This is a genomic window from Pontibacter brevis (genome assembly GCF_054779655.1).
In genome coordinates, this window is record NZ_BAAGXV010000067.1 from 1 (window position 1) to 20,858 (window position 20,858).

17 protein-coding genes and 1 tRNA gene are annotated in these 20,858 nt (G+C 47.7%); 7 read left to right on the top strand and 11 right to left on the bottom strand.

Going from position 1 to position 20,858, the window contains the following annotated elements; translation table 11 throughout:
• Nucleotides 1-144 precede the first annotated feature (144 nt).
• The gene (gene arsC, locus ACYVB1_RS14370; RefSeq protein WP_460924473.1) at nt 145-483 is read right to left on the bottom strand and encodes an arsenate reductase (glutaredoxin); all 339 of its coding nucleotides are present in this window, start codon (nt 481-483) and stop codon (nt 145-147) included.
• Between the two features lie 47 nt (nt 484-530).
• Nucleotides 531-1,193 carry a uracil-DNA glycosylase gene (ung, locus tag ACYVB1_RS14375; RefSeq protein ID WP_460924474.1) on the bottom strand — a complete coding sequence of 221 codons (663 nt, stop codon included), beginning with the start codon at nt 1,191-1,193 and terminating at the stop codon, nt 531-533.
• A 100-nt stretch (nt 1,194-1,293) separates the two neighbouring features.
• Here ung and apaG point away from each other — a divergent pair, with 100 nt between their 5' ends.
• Both apaG and ACYVB1_RS14385 read left to right on the top strand, forming a co-directional pair.
• Complete coding sequence (gene apaG, locus ACYVB1_RS14380) at nt 1,294-1,680, top strand: Co2+/Mg2+ efflux protein ApaG (RefSeq protein ID WP_460924475.1); 387 nt, start codon at nt 1,294-1,296, stop codon at nt 1,678-1,680.
• A gap of 99 nt (nt 1,681-1,779) precedes the next feature.
• The gene (locus ACYVB1_RS14385; protein WP_460924476.1) at nt 1,780-2,565 is read left to right on the top strand and encodes an O-methyltransferase; all 786 of its coding nucleotides are present in this window, start codon (nt 1,780-1,782) and stop codon (nt 2,563-2,565) included.
• A gap of 202 nt (nt 2,566-2,767) precedes the next feature.
• On the opposite strand, the gene kdsA is transcribed toward ACYVB1_RS14385, so the two are convergent.
• Together kdsA and ACYVB1_RS14395 are read right to left on the bottom strand one after the other, a co-directional pair.
• Nucleotides 2,768-3,577 (bottom strand): 3-deoxy-8-phosphooctulonate synthase, encoded by an 810-nt coding sequence (gene kdsA / locus ACYVB1_RS14390; protein WP_460924477.1) that lies wholly within the window; start codon nt 3,575-3,577, stop codon nt 2,768-2,770.
• A 92-nt stretch (nt 3,578-3,669) separates the two neighbouring features.
• Nucleotides 3,670-4,290: a methyltransferase gene (locus tag ACYVB1_RS14395; protein WP_460924478.1), complete on the bottom strand. Its 621-nt coding sequence runs from the start codon at nt 4,288-4,290 to the stop codon at nt 3,670-3,672.
• A gap of 113 nt (nt 4,291-4,403) precedes the next feature.
• Here ACYVB1_RS14395 and ACYVB1_RS14400 point away from each other — a divergent pair, with 113 nt between their 5' ends.
• Nucleotides 4,404-5,345 (top strand): hypothetical protein, encoded by a 942-nt coding sequence (locus ACYVB1_RS14400; protein WP_460924479.1) that lies wholly within the window; start codon nt 4,404-4,406, stop codon nt 5,343-5,345.
• 123 nt (nt 5,346-5,468) lie between these two features.
• Here the strand turns inward: ACYVB1_RS14400 and cphA are convergent, their stop codons facing one another.
• The 7 genes from cphA to tsaD form a co-directional block, all read right to left on the bottom strand.
• Entirely contained in the window at nt 5,469-8,096 is a 2,628-nt protein-coding gene (cphA, locus tag ACYVB1_RS14405) for a cyanophycin synthetase (protein WP_460924480.1), read from the bottom strand.
• 343 nt (nt 8,097-8,439) lie between these two features.
• Nucleotides 8,440-8,510: transfer RNA gene (locus ACYVB1_RS14410), tRNA-Cys, on the bottom strand.
• 362 nt (nt 8,511-8,872) lie between these two features.
• Nucleotides 8,873-10,768 carry a 30S ribosomal protein S1 gene (rpsA, locus tag ACYVB1_RS14415; RefSeq protein ID WP_460924481.1) on the bottom strand — a complete coding sequence of 632 codons (1,896 nt, stop codon included), beginning with the start codon at nt 10,766-10,768 and terminating at the stop codon, nt 8,873-8,875.
• Nucleotides 10,769-11,190: 422 nt separating this feature from the next.
• Nucleotides 11,191-11,721, bottom strand: a complete 531-nt coding sequence (locus ACYVB1_RS14420; RefSeq protein WP_460924482.1) for an HNH endonuclease — start codon at nt 11,719-11,721, stop codon at nt 11,191-11,193.
• Nucleotides 11,722-11,804: 83 nt separating this feature from the next.
• A complete protein-coding gene (locus ACYVB1_RS14425; RefSeq protein WP_460924483.1) occupies nt 11,805-12,581 on the bottom strand; it encodes a C40 family peptidase in 777 nt (258 codons plus the stop codon).
• A 40-nt stretch (nt 12,582-12,621) separates the two neighbouring features.
• Nucleotides 12,622-13,089, bottom strand: a complete 468-nt coding sequence (gene smpB / locus ACYVB1_RS14430) for an SsrA-binding protein SmpB (protein WP_460924484.1) — start codon at nt 13,087-13,089, stop codon at nt 12,622-12,624.
• A 138-nt stretch (nt 13,090-13,227) separates the two neighbouring features.
• A complete protein-coding gene (gene tsaD, locus ACYVB1_RS14435) occupies nt 13,228-14,235 on the bottom strand; it encodes a tRNA (adenosine(37)-N6)-threonylcarbamoyltransferase complex transferase subunit TsaD (RefSeq protein ID WP_460924485.1) in 1,008 nt (335 codons plus the stop codon).
• A gap of 3 nt (nt 14,236-14,238) precedes the next feature.
• On the opposite strand from tsaD, the gene ACYVB1_RS14440 reads away from it, so the two are divergent.
• The 4 genes from ACYVB1_RS14440 to ACYVB1_RS14455 all read left to right on the top strand — a co-directional run bounded on the left by ACYVB1_RS14440 (nt 14,239) and on the right by ACYVB1_RS14455 (nt 20,858).
• Nucleotides 14,239-18,804 carry a translocation/assembly module TamB domain-containing protein gene (locus ACYVB1_RS14440; protein ID WP_460924486.1) on the top strand — a complete coding sequence of 1,522 codons (4,566 nt, stop codon included), beginning with the start codon at nt 14,239-14,241 and terminating at the stop codon, nt 18,802-18,804.
• Between the two features lie 102 nt (nt 18,805-18,906).
• Nucleotides 18,907-19,803 carry a cell division protein FtsX gene (locus tag ACYVB1_RS14445; protein ID WP_460924487.1) on the top strand — a complete coding sequence of 299 codons (897 nt, stop codon included), beginning with the start codon at nt 18,907-18,909 and terminating at the stop codon, nt 19,801-19,803.
• Nucleotides 19,804-19,806: 3 nt separating this feature from the next.
• Entirely contained in the window at nt 19,807-20,028 is a 222-nt protein-coding gene (locus ACYVB1_RS14450; RefSeq protein ID WP_460924488.1) for a DUF3098 domain-containing protein, read from the top strand.
• The gene (locus tag ACYVB1_RS14455) at nt 20,025-20,858 is read left to right on the top strand and encodes an undecaprenyl-diphosphate phosphatase (RefSeq protein ID WP_460924489.1); all 834 of its coding nucleotides are present in this window, start codon (nt 20,025-20,027) and stop codon (nt 20,856-20,858) included. Before ACYVB1_RS14450 ends, ACYVB1_RS14455 begins: the two co-directional genes overlap by 4 nt.

Consider the following 20,858-nt stretch of genomic DNA (forward strand, 5'->3'; position numbering starts at 1 on the left):
TTAGTACCTTGTCTAGACATAAAGAACCTCCTGCTTTAAGTGATATAGCTACCACTAGAACAGGAGGTTCTTCCTTTTTTATCCCATTCCTAAACTCCGGGATGAGTCATGTTTTTTGTGTTCAACTCTCAGCATCCGCACACGCTAAAGCAGCGCCTGTACATTTTCAGGTGGTCTTCCCAAAACTGCTTTGTCGCCTTTCACCACAATAGGCCGCTCTATCAGCACAGGGTGTGCCACCATTGCCTCAATCCACTCCTCATCCGTAAGGTTTTTGCCTTTATAGGATGCTTTGTATACTGCTTCATTCTTACGTAACAGCTGCTCCGGCTTCATATTTAGTTTCTGAAGCACGTCCTTAAGCACGGAGGCAGTAGGCGGTGTTTTCAGGTACTCTATGACCTCTACTTCCTGTCCTGCATCCTTTATTAGTTCCAGTGCCTGGCGGCTTTTACTACAACGGGTGTTATGGTATATCTTCATTATAATTAAGTTAAATCTAAATACGAAAAAGCTGGCTGGTAAAACAGCTACCATTCAATCGGCTCTTTCCCGTGTTCCTTTAAATAGGCATTGGCTTTACTGAAGTGGCGGCTCCCGAAAAAGCCACGGTCAGCGGCAAAGGGCGAAGGATGAGCTGCTTTCAGTACCAGGTGTTTATTGTCATCGATAAAGGCTCCTTTTTTCTGCGCATAAGCTCCCCACAGCATAAACACTACATGCTCCTTCAGGTCATTTACTTTCTGCACAACGGCATCTGTAAACTCCTCCCACCCTTTCTTTTGATGTGAACCCGCTTTGCCTGCCTGTACGGTTAGGGTGGCATTGAGTAAGAGTACCCCCTGCTCTGCCCAGCGCTCCAGGTTTCCGGATGCAGGCATTTCTTTGCCAAGGTCGTTTTTGATTTCCTTAAATACATTGAGCAAAGAAGGCGGGATGCGCACTTTATCACTCACAGAAAAAGCGAGCCCGTTTGCCTGATTAAGGCCATGGTAAGGGTCCTGGCCCAATATAACAACCTTCACCTCATCAAATGTGCATTTCTCGAAGGCGTTAAATATTTGATTGCCCGCCGGATAAACTTTTTGTGTAGTGTATTCGTCTTTAACAAAAGAAACAAGTTGCTTGAAATACGGCTTTTCAAATTCGTCTTGGAGTACATTTTGCCAGCTTTCTTCTATCTTTACATTCATATGTTGATATGCTTGAGGGTTAGGAAAAGTAGGGTAATATTCCACTGAAGCAACCTGCAGCCACTGCAATGGTTGGTAAGTATACAAAAAACGATGGAACATGGATACAAAAACAACTGAAGGTGTAAAGATTACGGTTACGGCCAACTATCTGCCAGACTACTCCAGTCCGGTGCAGCAACACTTTGTTTTTGCCTATAAAATCAAAATTGAAAACCACAGCGAGTTCACCGTAAAGCTGTTGCGCCGCCATTGGCACATACACGATGCAACAGGTGTGGTACGCGAGGTAGAGGGCGAAGGAGTAGTTGGCCAGCAACCTGTGCTGGAACCGGGAGAGATGCATGAGTATGTGTCAGGTTGTAACCTGAAAACCGGCATTGGAAAAATGCGCGGAACGTACCTGATGGAACGTTTAATTGACGGGCGTCAGTTTCATGTTACCATTCCGGAGTTTACACTGGTAGTACCTTATAAACTGAATTAAAATAAAGAACGGCAGGTAAAGGACACAGCGGGTAAAACCATATGCTACATCTGATGGATGGTTGTGTCTTTTATCTAACACTTTGCCCAAACCCCATCTGTGTCTTCCCTTCGATTAGCTGCTGATTACCTGCTGTACCGGACTAAAGCATTCAAGCTGCACGGTGTCCACTCCCCTTTCGTTTTCAACCTGTACCACCATGTTCTAAAGCATGACGGGCACTACCCGGCTTATGCTCGTGTAGAAATGCTACGCGAGAAATTACTGCAGGATAACCGGCAATTGAATGTTACTGATCTGGGCGCAGGTTCAAAAGACCTGAAGCAGCGGCAACGGAAAGTTCAGGACATTGCCCGAACTTCAGCTAAGCCAGCCAAGTACGGACAGTTGCTGTTTCGCTTAGTTAATCACTTTCAGCCCCTAACAATTTTTGAATTAGGCACATCGCTAGGACTCACTACCTCCTACCTGGCAGAAGCCCGTAAAAATGCCCCTGTAGTTACCTTCGAAGGGTGCCCGAACATAGCTAAAGTAGCACGCGAAAACTTCAGGCAACTGGGGCTTAGGCACATTCAAATTGTTGAAGGCAACCTGGATGATACTCTAGAAGAACAGTTGCAGCAAATAAACAAGCTGGATTTTGCCTTTTTCGACGGGAACCACCGCTATGCCCCCACCATACAATATTTTAACAGCTGCCTCACCAAAAAGCACGAGCACAGCGTTTTTGTGCTGGATGATATTTACTGGTCAGGAGAAATGAAGCGGGCCTGGAAGGAGATAAAACAACACCCGGAAGTAATGCAGACAGTGGATCTTTTCTTTGTTGGTCTGGTCTTTTTCCGGAGCACACAACCCAAGGAGCATTTCACGCTGCGCTTTTGACACCTAACAGAGGATGCAAAACTTACGCCTTTGCAGGTTAATCTGTTTATCCTGATTTAGTAATGACGTTGTGGAGGAAGAAAGGCAGGTTTCATCACTTTACAGGATATCTGTAGCGCAAGTCCATTGGTAATACTCATTCTAAAACAGGAGGGGCAAGAGAAAATCTTCTTGCCCCTCCTGTTTTAGCTCTGATAGTACACTACAGCACTGCCTGCCGGATGCGGATAAGCTTTTTCAGCAGGTCTTCCAGTTGATCCAGCGGCAGCATGTTGGCTCCATCTGATTTGGCAATGCCTGGCTGCGGGTGGGTTTCAATAAACAAGCCATCGGCTCCAACCGCTATGGCAGCCTTAGCAATTGTTTCTATCAATGCAGGCTTACCTCCTGTCACCCCGGAGCTTTGGTTGGGCTGCTGCAGGGAGTGTGTCACATCCATCACGACAGGAGCACCAATCGCTTTCATTTCCGGCAGGTTCCTAAAGTCAACCACCAGGTCGGAGTAGCCGAAAGAATTCCCTCTGTCGGTGAGGATTACCTTCTCATTGCCTGAATCGTGTATTTTCTCAACAGCAAAACGCATGGCAGCACCGGAAAGGAACTGTCCTTTTTTGATATTGACCACTTTGCCTGTGTTGGCAGCAGCAATCAATAAATCGGTTTGGCGGCACAGGAAAGCAGGTATCTGCAACACATCCACGTATTCAGCCGCCATTGCAGCCTCTGTTGTTTCATGTATATCCGTTACTGTTGGCACATCAAACTCCTGGCTCACCTTTTGCAGAATGCGGAGCGCTTTCTCATCGCCTATACCGGTAAAGGAGTCGAGGCGCGAGCGGTTTGCCTTACGGTAGGAGCCTTTAAAAATGAGCGGCACCTGCAGCTTGTCTGAAAGGGTTTTCAGGCGTTCCGCTATCTGCATGGCTATTTCTTCTCCTTCAATGGCACAAGGGCCCGCCATCAAAAAAAAGTTGCCACTTTCTGTGTGTTTCAGTTTTGGTATCTCAAACATATCTTATTCTTTTATCGCCTAAACGCTGTACAAAGGTACAATATCAATGATGAATTTTGTGTTCAGGTTCAGGAATTGTTCTCACCGGCTTTCTATGTTGCAATGGACACATCATACGGATTCTGTTTCCTTTTTTGCAGCAGTATAAAAAGCTCTCTGCCTTGTCGTGGTTGTATCGAATTGTAAGCAGTATTAAAGTGCAGGAAACGAAAATAAGGCTCAAAATACCTTTTATACTCTTCCCGGCTGCCCCCAAACGGGGGGCCTTCGTGCGTGAAGTTCGTGTCAAAGAGCAGCCCCATCAACTTACCTCCCGTTTTAAGTAAAGAGGCGCACTGACGTGCATAATCGGTACGCAAGGCGGGACTGAGGGCACAGAAAAATGTTTGCTCTACTATCAAATCATACTCGCCCTCCAGCAAAAAGAAATCCTTGTGCAGCAGGTGGTCCTTCGGGAAGTCAGGCACACGTTGCGCAAAGTTCTGCAGCGGGGCCTCCGCCACATCGACCAGGTGCACCTGCTCAAACCCTTGTTTAAAAAGGTATTCTGCTTCGTACCCGTTGCCGCTCCCTGGAATCAATATGCGCATTTGCCTGTTCTGTAGCTGATCAAAATATTCCTTGAGCGGCGTCGTTACTTCACCAGCATCCCAACCTGTCTGGTTTTGCTCGTACCGGTGCTGCCAATAGGCTGCATTAAATTGTTGTTCCATCCCGTTAGTTTAATAGAGCAAAAATGTTATATTTGATGCTTGCTCGGGTTGAGCTCCATGTTATTATTTAAAATAAAGCCTAATTTAACAGAAACAACAACCAAATAACACATATGTCAGCGAACACACCTGAAAACCGAAGCAACAGAAAGCTTTTAATTGGTGGCCTGCTAGTCGTCCTTATCAGTATAAATGGTATTCTGATTTACATGAATTACCAGAAAAAAGAGAAGACCGAAGAGCAAGCCGAAATTATCCGGGTTAAAAATGAAGAACTGGAGAACCAGATTAAAGTTTACGAGGCCCTGAAAGCTGACTTTGAGCGCCAAAGCCAGGAGCTGCAGGCAATGGGACTGGAGAATGACTCGCTGGAGACCCAGATTGCAGCCATCAGTGCTGATTTAAATGAACTGCGTGGCTTCAGAAAACGCAGCTACAGCTTAAGTGACCAGCGCCGCTTCCGCGACAGAGCCTCAGTCTTTGAACAGCAGCTGAAGCAGAAAGATGAGCAAATTGCACAGCTGAAGTCAGATAATGAAGTGCTCTTCACTGAAAACACGGAGCTGAAAACAACGCAGAACAAGTTGACGGATAGCCTGACCACGTTTAAGACAAGCAACCGTGATTTAAGCGAGAAAGTGAAGTTAGCCTCCAAACTGGAAGCGCAGAACATGAACGTCAACATCATTAACCAGCGTGGTAAAGAGAAGGAAGACTCTGACAATGAGTTCAGGGCAAAGCGGGTAGATAAAATAAGAATCGTGTTTAACCTGGCGAAGAATGATGTAGCTGCTAAAGAACCTAAAACAGTTTACATGCGCCTGATTGAACCGGATGGTGCTGCCCTTTACAACCTAGCTACCGGATCTGGTTCTTTTGAGATTGACGGCGAGAATGTGTACTTCACAGCCAAGCGTGATTTCGTGTTTGATAACACGCAGCAGCAACTAAGCTTTACGTACGACAAAAACGCCGAGTACAAAAAAGGAGAGCATATTGTAGAACTTTATACAGATGGTTTCATTATTGGAAAAACGTCTTTCGTTTTGAAATAGCCTTTGCCGCCTCTCATAAAAACAAAAGCCCCTGCCGAACAGCAGGGGCTTTTGTTTTGTCTAAAGCTTTAGGAAAAAGTCCGTTCTACACAAACCTGAGGTGCCGAAAAGAGTATCCTGTACTCAATCAACAAATTCTTTTCTATCCTGTATCACTTTAAAGCTTTCCACCATTTTTACGGCCTCCTGTATATCTTCACTAAATATGGCAATGATAGCGCCAGGTGCAGCGTGTTCCAGCGCATAGGCAATAGAACGCATCTCCTCCGGTATTAGCTTTGGCGTTTTGTCAGGAGCACTGTCCTTTATACCTTCTATAAGCGGTTCCGTAATCTCTGCTGCACTTTTCCCTCTCAGGTCTTTATCCAGGCGCACAATAATCTCGTCGAAGATTTGCCCTGCCACCTGTCCAAGTTCGTACAAGTCCTGCGCCCTTCTGTCTCCTACACCGGCCACTACTCCTACTTTCTTCGATGCTTCCAGGCTGTTCATAAAGTCTCCCACAGCTTTAAGGCTTCCAACGTTGTGGGCATAGTCAACCAGCACCTCAAAGTCAGGGAATTTGAACAGGTTCATTCTTCCCGGTGTTTTGTCTGGTGAAGGGATGAAGGTACGAAGCGATGTTTTGATGTTTTCTTTATCAAAATGAGAAATATAACCTGCCAGTGAAGCAGCGAGAATATTTTCAATGTTAAAGCGGGCTTTGCCTCCAAACGTAAGCGGAATATCTGCCACACGGTCAATCCTTATCTTATAGCTGTTTTTAAAGATAGAAACATAGCCGTTTTCGAAAACTGCCGCCAGGCCTCCCTCTGATATGTGCTGCAGGATACGCGGGTTCTCTTCATCCATACTAAAGAAAGCCACTTTGCACTGCAGGCCTGCTGCCATGGCATAAACAAAATCATCATCCGCATTCAAAATAGCATAGCCTTCTTTGCTCACGCTTTTTGGTATCACTGCTTTTACCTTTGCCAGTTCCTCCAGCGTATGAATGTCGCGCATTCCCAGGTGATCAGAACTTACGTTGGTTACAATTCCAATATCACATTGCTGAAAACCGAGTCCGGAGCGCAGCAGGCCACCCCGGGCACACTCCAGCACCGCAAAGTTTACCGTCGGGTCTTTCAGCACAAACTCAGCACTGTAAGGCCCTGTGGTGTCTCCTTTTTCCAGCAGTTTATCCTGAATGTAGATGCCATCTGTAGTGGTATAGCCTACCTGATAGCCATTAGACTTTACCATGTGCGCCAGCAGGCGGGTGGTAGTGGTTTTACCGTTTGTACCGGTTATAGCAATAATAGGTATACGTGCCGGTTCGTTTCGCGGGAACAGCATGTCTATAACTGGCTCTGCCACATTGCGGGGCAAGCCATAAGTTGGCGACACGTGCATCCGGAAACCCGGAGCAGCATTCACCTCCAGCACAGCTCCGCGCGTCTCGTTCAACGGAATGGCAATGTCCGTAGTCATCACGTCAATGCCGCAGATGTCCAGCCCCACAAGGCCGGCAATACGCTCTGCCATTAATATATTATACGGGTCTACCAGGTCAGTGACATCGGTTGCTGTACCACCCGTACTGAGGTTGGCCGTGCTTTTCAGATAAAGCACCTCTCCCTCCGGCAATACAGTGTCTAACGTGATTTTCCGGCTCTTCAGGATGCTTTGGGTCTGCTTGTCCACCTGAATTTTAGTGAGTGACTTTTCATGGCCAATACCGCGATTCGAATTTTTGTTCTCCCGGTTTATTAGTTGCTTGATAGTAGAAGTGCCATCACCCGTCACCATGGCCGGTGTGCGCATGGAGGCTGCTACAAAGCGACGGTTTATGACAAGAAGACGGAAGTCAGAGCCCTGGATGTACTGTTCTACAATTACACCCGATGAAAACTTACGTGCTTCCGCAAAGCCTTTCTGAGCATCTTTTAAGTCATTTATATTGATAGAGGCTCCTTTTCCATGGTTACCGTCCAGTGGTTTGATAACTATCGGGTAACCTAGCCAGTCAATCGCCCGCTTCAGTTCCTCCAGATCATAGACGGTAGTGCCTTTTGGCACCTGTATACCCGCCTCACTCAGTATAGCCTTTGTCGCTCTTTTATCTCCGGCAATTTCTACAGCAAAGCAGGCTGTTTTACAGGTCATCGTAGCCTGTATGCGCTTCTGGTATCTGCCGTATCCCAGTTGGATCAGGGAGTGACTGTTGAGCCTGATATAAGGAATGCCCCTGCTCACGGCTTCAGAAACAATGGAAAAGGTACTCGGGCCGAAATATTCGTCTTCCCTGATTTCGTGCAGGCGGTTTACATCATCACTTAGCCGATACTTATTTCCCTGCACCAGGGCTTTGGTGATACGCAAAGCGGCATAGGCGGCATACTCCCCGGCCCGCTCCTCCTGATAAGAATAAATCACCATCATGTGGCCTTCCTCATGCGCTGGGTAACATCGGCCATAGCCGCTTTCCATACCTGCCATCGTCTGAAGTTCAAGCGCTACATGCTGCACTACATGCGCAAAAGTAGTACCTGCCTCCACTGACATAAAGAAGCCTTCCTCTACTCCTTCTACAGAGCGATGCTTCTGTAAGCCGGGCAACAGTTTCTTTATTCTTGAAAGAAAGCGGGGAACATCGTTTGTGAGCTTTTGACTGAGTTCTTCCAGATCCAGTTTTAGGACAATGATTTTAGGATGCTTTACTGACCAGTAATTTGGCCCGCGCATAACGCGCAAGTCTACGATATTCATGATTTGGGTGGATGGGTAACCAATACAAGATTTTGTTAAGCAGATAGCAGGTGCCCTCACCTGCATCTCATAGGTATAAAAAATGATGCACGAAAAACAGTACAATTCTGTAACCACCATTCCGGAGGGAACAGGGGGTTCAGAAACAATCTACCCAATGACATGACGAAGCTCATGTCATTGGGTAGATTGTAGCAATCAGTACGAAAGCGAGTGCCAAAAGATTAGGTCTGCCCTGAAACAAAGCGCCAGATAAAACCCTTGACAAACGGCCAGGGGAATGAAAGGGAAAATGAAAAGGGGGATAAACAAAAAACCCTGCTAATATTTTAGCAGGGTTTTGAGGTAACGAGCGGATTCGAACCGCTGTAGCAGCTTTTGCAGAGCTGAGCCTAGCCACTCGGCCACGTTACCGTGTTGTTCGATGGGAGTGCAAATATACTTAGAGAAATATACTTCTCAAATTCTAAACGCTTTTTTTTCAAAAAATGCTGCAGCAATACGGTACCAAAAACAAGATGGGGCACCAATTTCGTCCCTTATCTCTGTATGAATGAACGGCATAGGCCTTCCGCTAGCAGTGGAAAAAAATCTGTAGCAATCCATATTTTCTGCTCCAGGACCAGCTATTTTCAGCGTTTATGAGTGTACCCGGCTGTTCCAGGTGTCGGCTAAACAATCAGGAAAATGAACTCCTACTGCCCTTCCTTTAAACAGCGCGAAACAAAAAAGCCCCAGTATAACCCGGGGCTTTCCTGAAAAAATATGCTCAAAGCTTAAGCGTTGTTCTCGTCATCAGCAGCTTCGTCATTGCCTTCAGCCTCTCCAGACTTTTTAGCAGCAGCAGCTTCTAATTTCTTAACACCAGCTTCTTTTTCATTCTCCAGCATCTGCTCTTTCAGGGCAGAAAGTGCATCCAGGTCACCAAGAGTTGACTTGTCTACATCGTTCTTCGCTTTTGGAGCAGCAGCTTTCTTCTCGCCAGCAGGAGCTGCACCAGGAGTTGCTTTCTTAGTAGCTCTGGCAGTTCTTGCTGCATCTACGTCTGAGTGAGAAGCAGTGTGAGAAAGAATGATTTTACGATCTTCTTTAGAGAATTCAGTTACCCTGAAGTCAAGGCTCTCGCCAGCTTCTACAGTAGAACCGTCTTCTTTTGTAAGACCTTTAGGGAAAGCGAAACCTTCGATGCCGTATGGCAGCTCCAGTGTAGCGCCTCTGTCTGATTTCTCAAGAACAGTAGCTCTGTGTACAGAACCAATGTTGAATACAGACTCGAATGTATCCCAAGGGTTCTCCTCCAGTTGCTTATGGCCCAGGGCTAGTCTTCTGTTTGGAACATCCAGCTCCAGCACAACTACGTCCAGGTTTTCACCAACTTTCACGAACTCAGATGGGTGCTTGATCTTCTTAGTCCAGGACAGGTCAGATACGTGTACCAGACCATCTACACCTTCTTCCAATTCAAGGAACAGACCGAAGTTAGTCAGGTTACGAACGATACCAGTGTGCTTGGTGCCTACTGCGTATTTCGTTAACACATCTTCTTTTGTCCATGGATCTTCTGTAAGCTGCTTGATACCAAGTGACATCTTGCGCTCCTGTCTGTCCAGCGTCAACACAACTGCCTGAACCTCGTCGCCTTGCTTAATGAAGTCCTGAGGGTTACGCAGGTGCTGTGACCATGACATTTCAGAAACGTGGATAAGACCTTCTACTCCTGGCATCAACTCAAGGAATGCACCGTAGTCAGCCACGTTTACGATACGGCCTTCTACTTTAGAACCAACCTCGATTTCAGCAGGAAGAGCATCCCATGGGTGCGGCGTAAGCTGCTTCATACCAAGGGAGATACGCTTCTTGTCTTCATCAAAGTCAAGAACTACCACGTTCACTTTCTGGTCAAGGTTCAATACTTCTTCTGGGTGGTTGATACGTCCCCAAGAAATATCTGTGATGTGAAGCAGACCGTCAACACCACCAAGGTCGATGAACACACCGAAGTTTGTCATGTTCTTGATGATACCTTCCAGAACCTGACCTTTCTCAAGGTTGTTCAGGATAGCGGCACGCTGCTGCTCCAGGTCTTTCTCAATAAGTACTTTGTGGGATACTACCACGTTGTCGAAAGCGGCGTTGATTTTCACAACTTTCACTTCCATTTTCTTGCCTACAAACACGTCGAAGTCACGGATTGGCTTCACGTCGATTTGAGAACCTGGCAAGAAGGCTTCCACACCATGGATATCCATGATAAGACCACCTTTTGTTCTTCTCTTCACAACGCCATCCAGAATGTTGTCATTCTCAAGTGCGTCGTAGATACGAGCCCAGGCGCTAACGATTTTCGCCTTCTTGCGGGACAAGATAAGCTGACCGTTTGGATCTTCCTGGTCTTCGATAAATACTTCAACCTCGTCACCCACTTTCAGGTCAGGCAGATCCCTGAATTCTGAAACTGGCACCAGGCCGTCAGATTTGAAACCAATGTTCAAGATCACATCACGATCAGTGATACCTACCACGGTTCCTTTAACAACCTCCTGCTCCTGTACGGTAGTCAGGGTGTCGTCATACATTTGTTCCATTTCGGCTTTCTCAGATTTGCTGTAACCTGAACCGAAACCCTGGGACTCAACCTTGTCCCAATCAAAATTGTCTGGAGAATTACTCATAATATTTTACTGCTCTGGAGTAGCCACCAGCCTAGAGCAATCGGCTGATTTGGTTTAGTTTAACATCTCCCAGGCACCTGCCTGAGCCCCATTCATTCGAATGAATCGCAAAAGTAATAAATAAACATGATAAATACTATATGGTTCCATCATGTTACAAGCTTTTAATGAGTACATTATGAGCAGAAAACCAGGGAAAGGAATCAAAGAACAGCGGGCAAGGTATTCAGGCTAAACCTTTTGTACCTTTTTAAAGCCTGCTGGGTGCAGCAAAGCCAAAGCAAGCCTGCTACGCTCTCATAGTACTGCAGCCGCCATATGGAAAGCAAAGAGAGGGCATCCCTCCCCGATGGGAGTTATGTTGGAAAATACCCCGGCAGGAGAGTTTCGAAAAAGCGGTTGTAGGGCTGACTATTCAGTAATCAGAGCGTGTCACCTGAGCTTATTTTTTCTTCTTTTATGCCCAGGTACATATTCCAATCCTTGTTTGAGGGAGAAAGGTGCAGCTGCAGGAAATTCAGCAAGGAAGGCCTCCTGGGAAGTGTTTTTAGTTTCAAACCAGCTTCCTCCGGTGTACGGTCCCCTTTGCGGGAGTTGCAGCGCGAACAGGCTGTCACCAGGTTCTGCCAGGCAGTTTCTCCCCCTCTGGATCGGGGAAGCAGGTGGTCCAGTGTCAGATTTTTAGCAGTGCCACAGTACTGGCAGCTATAGTTGTCGCGGCGCATTACATTGTGCCGGCTTAGCGCAATGCCGTAGTAAGGGACCCGTACATAACGTTGCAGGCGAATAACGGAGGGAACGGGATAAACAGTACTGACGGTGTGCAGAAAGAAGCCTTCCGCCTTTGATATCATCTCTGCTTTTTCAAGGTATACAAGCAGGAAAGCCCGCTGCACAGAGCAGATGGCAATGGCACTGAAGTCCTGGTTAAGAATGAGTACTTTATCTTTCATGACCGCACATAAAGAGCTTATGCTCAACTTGTACGGTATAAATTACCTAATTATCCTCTAGCTTCACAGAAATTTAAAAAATTTTAAAGTAAAATTCTTTTAATAATGCGGAGGTGGTGGGTGTACCGCTTCAAATCCTTATTGTAAATTCCTGTATGGTCCAGTGTATCGATACGCACTTCACCGTGGGCATGCATAATTTTCTGCCCCTCCAGCGTGATGCCAACGTGAGTAATACGCCCCTCTGCATTTGAGAAGTAAGCAAGGTCACCGGGTTGTGTCTGCTCCACAAAATGCACTTCCTGCCCATGCGCTACCTGCTGGTATGCATCGCGGGGAAGTTGATAGCCGCATATCCCAAACACCTGCTGTGTAAAGCCAGAGCAGTCTATACCAAACACAGACTTACCTCCCCATAAATAGGGGAACTTAAGAAAGTTAGCAGCTACTTCCAAAAGTGCTGCTTGTGGTGGCCTACTGTCTGGGGCAGCGGCGCAGCCGGCGTAAGCATACCTGGTTTCATTCACAAGGATGCTCCTGCCGTCGAAAAAGGGAAGGTAGCTCCCAATGCCTATTGGTACCGGAACATCATTATTATGTACCACCTGCAACAGGTCCAGCACCCGGGCATGTCGGGTGCTTTTCCAGGCTTCGAAATATTCAGGTGTAACCGCAGTATGCTGTTTAAAATCAATCCAGCCTACATATCCGTCGGATGCCAGCTGTATCTGCAGCCAGTTTCCTTCGGTGTTTACGATTTCATAGCATTCACCAAAAATAAGCTGCGTTACCAGCTCTGCTTTATCAGATGTTTCAGCACGCATGGGCACCAGGCTCAGCATGCAAATTCCATGTTCCACTTTATAAAATTGAAATTTAGGGATGTAAAGATGTTAAAGACTAAAACCCGCTGCGGGCCATTTCGCGTTTGACGTCTTTTTCCTTGATATCCTGTCGCTTGTCATACAGCTTCTTACCACGTGCCAGCGCAATCTCTACTTTAGCAAAGCCACGTTCGCTGATAAAGACACGGGTAGGTATGATGGTAACGCCTTGCTCCTGTGCCCCGTCCTCCAGCTTGCGCAATTCTCTCTTATTAAGTAAAAGTTTGCGTGCACGGGTAGGCTCATGGTTATAGTGAGTTCCTTCCGTGTAAGTGGAGATATGCACATTATGCAGCCACAGCTCTCCACGCTGAAAGATACAATAGCCTTCCCCCATGTTTACTTTGCCTTCCCTGATAGATTTGATTTCGGTTCCCATCAACATGATACCTGCAGTATACTTGTCCATGAATTGGTACTCGAAGGAAGCCTTTCGATTAACAATGTTAACGTGCTTTTTTATTCTCTCTTTATCTTTCGCCATTTATGAGTTTTTGAAAGCCATGTTTGGCTATGAATTCGTTTGACATATCAATCAGCTATACGAGCCAGGTGCCAAAGATTTTTAACGCCTACCGTGGCCCTGTAGCAGCAACTTACATATCTTTATCTATACCCCGACTCAGATCTTTAATCTTGGCTCAGGGCTTACGTATTGAGAGGCAAAATCTCCCTTAAGATACTGATAATGTGCAGCAATAGCTATCATACCTGCATTATCGGTGCAATACTGAAAGGCAGGTACATATACATTCCATTTATATTTTTTAGCATAGTCCTGCAATGCCTGCCGCAATCCGGAGTTTGCAGAAACACCACCGGCAATGGCCACCTCCTTAATGCCTAAGTCTTTGGTGGCCTGTACCACTTTTTTTAGTAGCGTTTTAATGAGCGTCTTCTGTACACTGGCGCAGATATCCGCCAGGTTATCCTGTACGAAACCAGGCTGCTCCTTCGTTTTATCCCGCAGAAAGTAGAGCACAGAAGTTTTAATGCCGCTAAACGAGTAATTGTAACCGGGCATATTTCCCACCGGAAAGTCAAAGGCATTCGGGTTACCGGTGGCAGCAGTTTTATCCAGCATCGGCCCGCCCGGGTAAGGCAAACCCAGCATCTTCGCTGTCTTGTCAAAGGCCTCTCCTACAGCATCGTCTGTTGTCTGGCCGATAACCTCCATGTCCAGGTGGTCTTTTACGAGCACAATCTGGGTATGGCCACCGCTTACTGTTAAACACAGGAACGGAAATTGCGGTATAGGTTCATCAATAAAGTGGGCCAAAATATGGGCCTGCATGTGGTTTACCTCTATCAGCGGAATACCTAAGCCAAGCGCAAAGGATTTAGCAAACGAGCAGCCTACCAGCAATGCTCCCAAAAGTCCGGGGCCGCGGGTGAAGGCAACTGCATTTAGGTCACTTTTTGCTACATTTGCTTTACGTAAAGCCTGCGTTACGACAGGTATAATATTTTGCTGGTGAGCTCTTGAAGCTAACTCCGGCACTACTCCGCCATACAGCTCGTGAACGGCCTGTGTGGCCACTATGTTCGAGAGCACCTTGCCACCCTGTATAACGGAGGCAGAGGTCTCATCGCAGGAAGATTCTATTGCTAAAATTGTAGGTACAGTCATCTTTTGGAAAAAGAACAGTCAACAAATTACTTCAAAGTTATAGGAAAAGCTATTCTAAAAATAGTTTTGGGGCTTATCCTGTTCCTTTTGTTGCTGTTTGCAGTTGTTTTTGTGGCAATAAGGTTTCCGGGGGTGCAGACAAAAGTAGCACAGCGGATAGCCGCCTACATCTCTGGGGCGGTGGACCACGAAGTAACTGTAGGGCGCGTGGATTTCACCTTCTTCAGCAATGTGGTGCTGGAGAATATCAAGGTGCTCGATTACAAGGACAACGAATTGCTTTACGTAGGCAGAGCGGAAGCCGAGATCGACGCCTTCTCTATTTTCACCCCGAACAACCTCACCATAAACACGCTGGAGCTGGAGCAGCCGCGTGCCAACCTGGCTTATTATGAAGGCTCTGATACGCTTAATCTGAACAGTTTCTTTAGCGCACTGGGCAACCTTTTCACAAAAGACACCACCCAAAAGCCATCAGAACCTTTCAACTTTGCGCTGAACGAGCTCATCATAAAGAACGGGCGCTTTACGTATGATGATTTTAATGCCCCCCGCTCTGCCTATGGCATGGATTATGCCCACATGACCTTTGACCGAATTTCCGGAAGGTTTAGCGAGATACAACTGGAGGATACCCTACAGGTAAGGGTGGCGAACCTGTCTGCAGCTGAGACTCGCTCCAACACGCAGCTGCACAACCTCGACACCCGCATGACCTATGCTTCCACTTTCTGGGAGTGGGATGAACTGGACCTGCAGGTGGACCAGAGCAACCTGCAGCACTATATCCGCTTTGACTATAACAGGTTCGGAGACTTCAGCCACTTTATCGACAGCGTAAGCATGACCGCTAACCTGCAGGATTCGCGCATCTACTCAAAAGACATTGCCACCTTTGCGCCGCAGCTCCAGGAATACAATGAGAACCTGCTGGTTAACTCGCTTGAACTAAAGGGTAAGGTAAACAACTTCTCTGCCACCAATGTAGACCTGGAATACGGGGAAAACACGCATATTGTAGGCAGGATTAACGCGGACGGGCTGCCAAATTTTGAAGAAACGTTTGCAAACCTGCGCCTGCAGCCTTCCACCATCAACGCCAGGGACATTCGGCAGTTCCTGCCACAGGACGCCTATGAAATAGCTGCACGTTTGGGTACCGTTAGCCTGGAGGGGCGCTTTCTTGGCTTCTACAACGACTTTGTTGCGAACGGAGACTTCAGGACTGCTTTAGGAAACGTGAAATCAGATATCAACCTGAAGATAGACGACAATACCCGCGCCTCTTCCTACAACGGTTATGTCACTACGAATGGCTTCAATATCGGGCGGCTGTTAGATGTTGAGGACCAGATAAGAACAATTTCGATGAGTGGCCGGCTGGAGGGTTCTGGCTTTACCTTACAGGATGCCAACTTAAAAGTAAATGCCACCGTGAACCAGGTGCAGATCCTGGATTATAATTACCAGAACCTGGTGGCAAACGGGGTGCTTCGCAACCAAACCTTTGTGGGGCAGGTTGCTGTAAACGACCCAAATCTTGTAATAAGGGCTGATGGCAAAGTAAGCCTGGCCAGCGGCAGAAAAGCCTTCAACATGCTGGCTGACCTAGAGCGCGTGAACCTGCAGGCGCTACAGCTGACATCAAGGCCACTGGTTATAAGCGCTCACGCTAACTTAAACTTCAAGGGCCTGAGCCTCGACACCTTCGAAGGAACGGCAAGCTTTGATAGTGCCTACGTATCCTATCAGGGAAACCAAATAGCCGTAGACTCAGTGCTGATACAGTCAGAAATAGCGGACGGCACCCGCAGCCTGTTCCTGAATTCAGACCCACTTGCGCTGCGTGTAACCGGAGACTTCAACTACACCACGCTGATTGAAGACCTGGAAACCATGGTGCAGGAATACAAGCTGAATTTTGAAAGCAACGAGGCCGCTACAGCTGCCTACTATAACCGGAAAACAGCCACCGGCACAAACGAGTACGCGCTTACCTATAACCTGTACCTGAAAGAAATCAACCCGCTCCTGGAGCTGTTTCTGCCAGAACTAGTGGTTTCCAACAATGCTACCGTCGAAGGGTCTTTCCGGCATGGCCAAACAGTTATTTTTCAGATGTTCGCTGACATAGACACTGTGGTCTATGACGACTACATCCTGTATGGAAACAGTATAGAGCTAAACACTTCAAAACTGCAGCAGAACCCGGATGTGCTGGCGGCAGCTTTGTTTACTTCTCAGAGACAGGAATTACCCGGGGCCGGCACAACAGAGGACTTTTTCCTGGAAGGCATCTGGAATGAGCGCACCATCGAATTTTCAACAGCCATCCGCCAACCTGAGCAGAACAACCGCGCCATGATTACGGGCGACCTTAACTTCCTGCAGAATCAGGTACAGATAGTCTTTGACCAGTCAAATATCACGCTTCAGCAGAACCCGTGGGCTTTTGTGCCGGGTAACACCTTATATATAAGTGAGGGAGGCAGAAGGCTTGTGTTTGAAAACTTTGCACTCACAAACCAAGAGCAGGTAATCCGGGCAGAAGGCACCGTTTCGGATGATCCGGACAGCCGGCTCCTCTTGAACGTGGAGCACTTTCAGCTGAACAACCTGAACCCGCTCCTCTCTATGCAGATTGAAGGGGAACTTACAGCAGAAATGGTGGCGCAGGATGTTTATGCCCGCACCTTGCTGACAGCTGCCATGCAGGTAGACTCCTTCTACCTCGACCAGGTGTACATCGGCAATATTGTAGGCAATACTGATTGGAGCAATGCCCAGCAACGGGCGGAAGTGGACATTGGCATTCAGCGGGAAAACAGAAAAGTGCTCACCGTAACGGGCAACTATAACCCTCAGGCCCAGGAAGACCAGCTGGATTTGTTAGCTGTTATGGATCAGGCCAACCTGAAACTGGTGGAGCCCGTGCTCAATACCCTGTTCTCAGACCTGGAAGGCACCATGGAAGGGCGCATCAGGATACTGGGTTCCCTGGAGTACCCGGTATTAAAGGGATCTGTCATGGTCAGCAACGGCCAGTTCACCTTCGACTACCTGAACACGACCTACCGTGTTAACGACAGGGTATACTTTGGCCCCAACAGCATTAGCTTCCGGAACGCGCAGCTACGCGACATCTATGGCAATTCTGCAACCGTAACCGGTGGTATAGCGCATGACGGCTTCACGAACATGGTGATAGACATGGAGGCCCGCTACCGCAATTTCATGGTGCTGAACACCAGCGAGGCACAGAACGAGTTATTTTATGGCACCGCCTTCGCTACCGGCACAGCCAGTGTACTGGGCCCTGTAGAAAACCTGAATATCAATGTGAATGCGCGCAGCGAAGAAAACACCCGCATTGTACTGCCCCTTGACTACCAGACGGATGTAGCCCGGAAAGACTTTATCCGGTTTGTAAACAAAACACCGGCCGATAGCACCGGGGTGAATGTAGAAGCTGAAGAGCAAAGAGTTAACCTCTCCGGCATCAACATGAACTTTGAACTGGATGTGACCGATGATGCCTACTTCGAAATCATCATTGACCGCACTACCGGGGATGTGATCCGTGGTTCAGGCAACGGCCAGATACGTATGACGATTGACACGCGCGGGGACTTCCATATGTATGGCGGGTTTGAAATTACAGAGGGTGCCTATAACCTGAAGCTGCTGGAAGGTTTGGTAACAAAGGAATTTGCGGTTGTGCCGGGCGGCACCATCACCTGGAACGGAGACCCTGTGAACGGTGTCATGGATATTACGGCACATTACACCCAGATGGCCTCCCTCAGCAGCCTGACAACCTCCTCCGTGCTGGACAACACTTCATCTGTAGGCCGCTACCCCATAACGGCTGTCATTGAGCTGACAGGACCGCTGCTGTCACCGGAGATAGACCTGGGGCTTAGCTTTGATGAGGTGCCTCAGAATGTTCAAACAGCCTTGCTGCCCACTATCAACGCCATCAAAAACGACCCAAGTGAGCTGAATCGCCAGGTGTTCAGTTTACTGGTGTTGCAAAGGCTCTCTCCTACAGGCACCCTGGCCTTCGACGGAAGCATTGGTGCCGGTGCTGTGGGCGGCAGCTTAGGCAGCTTGCTCTCCGGCCAGCTCAACAGCTTGTTTAACTCCATCGACACAAACCTGCAGGTAGACATTGGTTTAGATGGCATCGGCCAGGAGCAACTGGCTTCTCTGCAGTTACGCCTGAGCTATTCATTCTTTAACGGCCGCCTCCGCCTGACGAACGAAACAGGCTTTGGAGGAGTACGGGACGATGCGGGAGGCGGCAGCGCCGCTTATATTGGCGACTGGACCCTTGATTACTACATCTCCCAAAGCGGCGAACTAAGGGCAAGGCTGGAGTATAGCACCACACCCGATATTTATACCGGCCGCATCAGGAAAAGCCAGAGTGTGAGTGTGCTGCACACCAAGCGTTTTAACAGCTTCAGCGAGTTATTTGGCAGCAACAGGCGGGAACGGCGGCTCCGCGAGCAGGAGCTGGAACGTGACCGCATCATCCTGGACTCTGACCCCAGAATAGAATTATAGCCCTCAAGCCACCAATTTAATTTAGTGGCTTTTGTGTTTACGCCCCCGCACTACCTGCATATTTCAAATATATTTCTAATTTTGCGATGGAAGGCATCAGGTATGGCAACACAAGTAAAACACGTCAAGAAAAAGAAATTAGGCAATTACCCGCACACCATGGTGGTGTTCAGTATTTCGCTTGCCCTTTTTGTCATCGGTTTGTTCGGCTTGCTGCTCATACACGCAGGCAAACTCTCTGAAAGAGTAAAAGAAAGCATTGAAATGCAGGTGTACCTGGACCGGAACCTGACGGAGGTACAGCTTGTACGCCTCCAGAAGACCTTTGCTGCCAAAGAATACATCGCTTATAAAGAGGGCGCAGCGCAGGTTCGTTTTATATCGAAAGAGGAAGGCGCCAAAGCATTTTTAGATGAAACCGGCGAAGATTTTATGGAGTTTCTGGGAGACAACCCGCTTCGCGATGCTTATGTGCTGCGCATCGATGCTGAACACTCCAGTTCTCCTACCCTCAAAAGCATCAAGCTGGACCTGGAGGATATGGAGGGAGTGTACGAAGTGCAATATGTAGAGAGCCTGATAGAATCCATCAACAGCAACATTCAAAAAATCAGCATCGTATTATTGTCCTTTGCTGCCATTCTGGTGCTGGTGGTTATCATATTGATCAATAACACCATTAAACTGGCTCTCTATTCCCAGCGTTTCCTTATCAGGAGCATGCAACTGGTGGGGGCTACTTCGTTTTTTATTCAGCGGCCGTTCCTGAACCGCGCTGTATGGCAGGGCATTATGAGTGGCATCATCGCTTCGGCCCTACTTTATGCCCTGATGCAGTATGCTTACCACGAGGTATCGGAGCTCCGGTTGCTGCGTGACGAGGAGCAGACATATATTCTGATGGGTGCGCTGGTGGTTGTTGGTTTGATTATTGGCTTTATGAGCTCTTACAGGGCAGTACGGAAATACCTGCGCCTTTCACTGGACGAACTATATTAAGTAATGGAAGAAAATAAACCTGTTCTTGCCTTTGGCAGGAAAAACTACATCCTGATGCTGGTTGGCATTGCCTTGCTGGCCATCGGCTTTTTTATCATGACCCTAGACGACGAGCCTTATGGATTAGGTTTCTTAGGCATTACGCTGGGCCCTCTCATTGTACTGGCAGGTTTCGCAGTAGAATTATTCGCCATTATGGCAAAGGATAAAGCACAAAATAAATGAGTGTTTGGCAGGCTATTATCTTAGCCATTGTTGAAGGTCTTACCGAGTTTCTCCCCGTGTCTTCTACAGGACACATGATCATCGCCGCGAGCCTGATGGGTATTAACGAGTTGCCTATCACGAAAGTGTTTGAGGTGAACATCCAGTTTGGGGCAATTCTATCTGTAGTGGTACTATACTGGCGCCGCTTTCTGCAGAATTTTGTTTTTTACCAGAAACTACTGCTGGCTTTTGTTCCTGCCGCAGTTATAGGCTTTGCCCTCAACGATGTAATCGATGCCATGCTGGAAAGCGTGGTGATAACGGCCATTATGCTGGTAGTGGGTGGTGTCGTGCTCCTGTTCGTTGATAAGTGGTTCCGGCATGCTGTGGATGACACCGTCACCTATAAAAATGCGCTCGTCATTGGCTTCTTTCAGTGCATTGCCATGATACCGGGTGTATCCCGTTCGGCAGCCTCCATTATAGGTGGAATGTCGCAGGGCATCAACCGCAAGGCGGCTGCAGAATTTTCCTTCTTCCTTGCCGTGCCCACCATGCTTGCTGCCGCCACTTATAAATTCATCACCGATCTGCTCGGGTTAGAGTTGTCAGACCTAATTAAGTTTGACCTCGTAAAGATTCAAAATAGTTTTGAGGTGATACAGCCGAACGATGTGAAGCTGCTGCTCATAGGAAACTTTGTTGCCTTTGTCGTAGCGATGCTGGCTATACAGTTCTTCATCAGCTTTCTGACAAAGTACGGCTTTAAAATGTTTGGCTATTACCGCATTGCCATTGGTGTGCTGCTGTTAGTAATGGTGGCGCTGGGTTTTGATTTAAAAGCATAA

Bases quoted from the DNA above. Each gene is read 5' to 3' on its own strand.
- rpsA (WP_460924481.1), bottom strand. From the start codon at position 10,768: ATGAGTAATTCTCCAGACAATTTTGATTGGGACAAGGTTGAGTCCCAG.
- kdsA (WP_460924477.1), bottom strand. From the start codon at position 3,577: ATGTTTGAGATACCAAAACTGAAACACACAGAAAGTGGCAACTTTTTT.
- ACYVB1_RS14445 (WP_460924487.1), top strand. From the start codon at position 18,907: ATGGCAACACAAGTAAAACACGTCAAGAAAAAGAAATTAGGCAATTAC.
- ung (WP_460924474.1), bottom strand. From the start codon at position 1,193: ATGAATGTAAAGATAGAAGAAAGCTGGCAAAATGTACTCCAAGACGAA.
- ACYVB1_RS14420 (WP_460924482.1), bottom strand. From the start codon at position 11,721: ATGAAAGATAAAGTACTCATTCTTAACCAGGACTTCAGTGCCATTGCC.
- smpB (WP_460924484.1), bottom strand. From the start codon at position 13,089: ATGGCGAAAGATAAAGAGAGAATAAAAAAGCACGTTAACATTGTTAAT.
- tsaD (WP_460924485.1), bottom strand. From the start codon at position 14,235: ATGACTGTACCTACAATTTTAGCAATAGAATCTTCCTGCGATGAGACC.
- ACYVB1_RS14450 (WP_460924488.1), top strand. From the start codon at position 19,807: ATGGAAGAAAATAAACCTGTTCTTGCCTTTGGCAGGAAAAACTACATC.
- cphA (WP_460924480.1), bottom strand. From the start codon at position 8,096: ATGAATATCGTAGACTTGCGCGTTATGCGCGGGCCAAATTACTGGTCA.
- ACYVB1_RS14455 (WP_460924489.1), top strand. From the start codon at position 20,025: ATGAGTGTTTGGCAGGCTATTATCTTAGCCATTGTTGAAGGTCTTACC.
- arsC (WP_460924473.1), bottom strand. From the start codon at position 483: ATGAAGATATACCATAACACCCGTTGTAGTAAAAGCCGCCAGGCACTG.
- ACYVB1_RS14400 (WP_460924479.1), top strand. From the start codon at position 4,404: ATGTCAGCGAACACACCTGAAAACCGAAGCAACAGAAAGCTTTTAATT.
- ACYVB1_RS14395 (WP_460924478.1), bottom strand. From the start codon at position 4,290: ATGGAACAACAATTTAATGCAGCCTATTGGCAGCACCGGTACGAGCAA.
- apaG (WP_460924475.1), top strand. From the start codon at position 1,294: ATGGATACAAAAACAACTGAAGGTGTAAAGATTACGGTTACGGCCAAC.